This is a genomic window from Saccharopolyspora sp. (assembly GCF_017434145.1).
In the GTDB taxonomy this organism is placed as follows: domain Bacteria; phylum Actinomycetota; class Actinomycetes; order Mycobacteriales; family Pseudonocardiaceae; genus Saccharopolyspora_C; species Saccharopolyspora_C galaxeae.
Genome location: NZ_JAFRFW010000941.1, coordinates 1 through 2417, shown reverse-complemented (window position 1 = coordinate 2417; position 2417 = coordinate 1). Strand labels below are relative to the sequence as shown.

Annotated in this window: 1 protein-coding gene and 1 pseudogene; both read right to left on the bottom strand. The window is 74.0% G+C overall.

Going from position 1 to position 2417, the window contains the following annotated elements; all coding sequences use genetic code 11:
• On the bottom strand, positions 1-2205 hold a 2205-nt coding region (locus IJH84_RS25380; RefSeq protein WP_295149850.1), incomplete at its 3' end, for an ADP-ribosylglycohydrolase family protein.
• A 10-nt stretch (positions 2206-2215) separates the two neighbouring features.
• Positions 2216-2417 (bottom strand): annotated as a pseudogene (locus IJH84_RS25375) (hypothetical protein); the annotation flags it as partial.

Here is a 2417-nt window from a genome sequence, read left to right as displayed (position 1 = left end):
GTTGCCGGAGTGGTTCACCGCCAGCGGCAGCGCGGCGTCGAAGTCGCCGTCCGCGACCAGCGCCGCGTACAGCCCGATGCCGAGCGCGTCCGCCGCGGTCCAGCCGGTTCCGATGCCGGTTTCCAAGTGCGTCGGCGTGGTTCCCGCGGAGCGGGCGTAGTGCACCGCCGCCGACAACCGGGCGGCGACTTCTTCGTGCCCGGGGTGGTTCCGCAGTTCCGCGGACGCCTCCTCCACGGCGGTGTTGAGGTCCTGACCGGCCATCAGGCGCGAAACCAGGAATGCGAGCGTCCCGGCGCTCAGGTGCGCCACGGGGTCGCCGTGGGTCAGCGCCGCGGTGTTCTGCCCGACGCGGAACACTTCGGACGGGTTCTCGCTCCACAGCGCGGCGGGCACCGCGCGCATCACCGCTGTGCTGCCCTTCGAGTCGCTGACCGGGTGCTGCGGCGTGCCCATCCGTTGCTGTCCCTTGGCGAAGGCGATGAGCGTGCGCATCATCGTGCGCCCGGGGTTGCGGGTCTGGAACAGCGCGCGGTGCCCGACCAGCCACCCGTCCGGTTCGCCGGTGCGCTCGAGGAATTCGCCCGCGGCGCGGCTCCAGCTCAGGTGCTGGGTGTGCAGCCAGCGCTGGTAGGCGTGCTGGATGTGCCGGGACGGGTCGGCGATGTCGTGGTCGCGGCGGCGCACACCGGCGCGGATGGTGCCTTCCAGGGAGAACAGCAGCAGTTGCGTGTCGCTGCCGAGCCGCCCGGCCGGGTGCCCGGCGGGCACGTAATCGCGCAGGCCGCGTTCGCCGTGCCGATCCTGGATCTGGTCCCAGCTCTCGCCCGCGACGGGGCCGCCGAGCGCTTCGCCGATCGCGCAGCCCAGCACCGCGCCGAGGAACCGGTCGCGCGAGGCGGCCAGCCTGGGCACTGCGGTGATGCTGTTGCGCTGATCGGGTCGGCCGTCGGGGTCGCCGACCGGGTAGCGGGCGAACCAGTCGTCGGACTCGTCCGGGTAGGGCCCGAACTCCGCGGCGGCGTCCTCGGCGAGCTGCTCGAGCACCGTCCACGCGGGCGATTCCGCGGCCAGCTCCGGAGGAATCGCGGTCGGTCCGTGCGCGGCGCCGAGCAGCTGACCGCACAACACGGCGGTCGTGCCGACGTCCCCGGAGTGCTCGCTCGCTGACTCGATGGCCTTGGTGAAGTCGTCGGGGCAGGCCGCGCAGATGCGCAACGCGACCGCGAGCGCTTGCACGCCGCTGCGTCCGCCGCTCATCGCGTCCAGTTGGTCCCGCCGGGCGACGAAACCGATCGGGCTGGTCGAGCCGAGGTGCAGCGCGCGGTCCAGCAGCGCGGGCCGGGATTCGGCGGGCTGCCAGCGGGCCAGCGCACCGGGCAGCGCTTCGGCGAGCGGAATTCCCCGCAACAGCAGGGAAATCGCCGCGCCCGTCGCACCGGCCGGGCGGTTCCCGTCGGGGTGGCCGTGGGATAACGCCGCCAGTTCCCTGCCGAGGTCGAACCCGTCATCGGCCGACCACAGCGCCGCGACCGCTCCGATCGGCACCGCGGTGGCGCCCGCTGCGTGCGGCGAAGGTTTGCTCCCGGCGGCGATGCGGGTCAGCGCGGTCAGCAGCGCGGGCTCGTCGACGGCGGCGGAATGCAGCTCCGGCCTGCCCACCAGCCAGCCGTCCGGTTCGCCGCCGGGCGCGGGAACGCAGTCCTGCCAAGCGATTCCGCGAGTGTGCAGCCACCGTTGCAGTCCACTGAGGACGGAAGAGGTGGGGGAGGCGGTGCCGTGCACGCGCAACGCGGTGTGCGCGCGGATCAGCCCTTCCAACGCGAACAGCACCGAGGTGGTGCGCTCACCGAGTCTGCCGAGCACGGTGTGTTCGGCCGCGGCCGCGCCGAGCAGCATCCCGGCGAACCGGCTCGCGGCCTCCGGCAGGTAGCCGTCCGGGCCGGCCAGCCCGGTCGCGGGCGTGGGCGGCTCGGGTTCGACGATCCGCTGGCGCAGCGCGGCGAACCACGGTGGCCGGGACAGCGGCCGGTCCCGCCACCAGCTCCACCGCTGGAGCAGCAGCCGCTCGTCGGCGTCGGGCGGGGCGGTTCCGGAGGCTGGGCTCGTTCCGGAAGGCGGGGCGGTCCGGCGCCGTTGCCGGTACGCGGCCAGCAACGCCCGTTCCGCATCGGTGAGCCCGCCAGAGCCCCTCGCGTCCGTCACCTGTGCAACGCTATCCGGTGTACCGCTGCGCCCATTCCGGTACCGGCCCGCCCTCGACGAGTTCTTCCTCGGCGCGCCTGGCGTCGGCGAGCAGTTCCGCCAGCAGATCGCCGAGCTCGAGCTCGTCCAGCCATCGCTGCGGTACCGCATCGGCCCCGCGCGCCGCGCCGAGCAGGCTGCCGCACAGAGCCGCGGTCGCCGCGCTGTCGCCG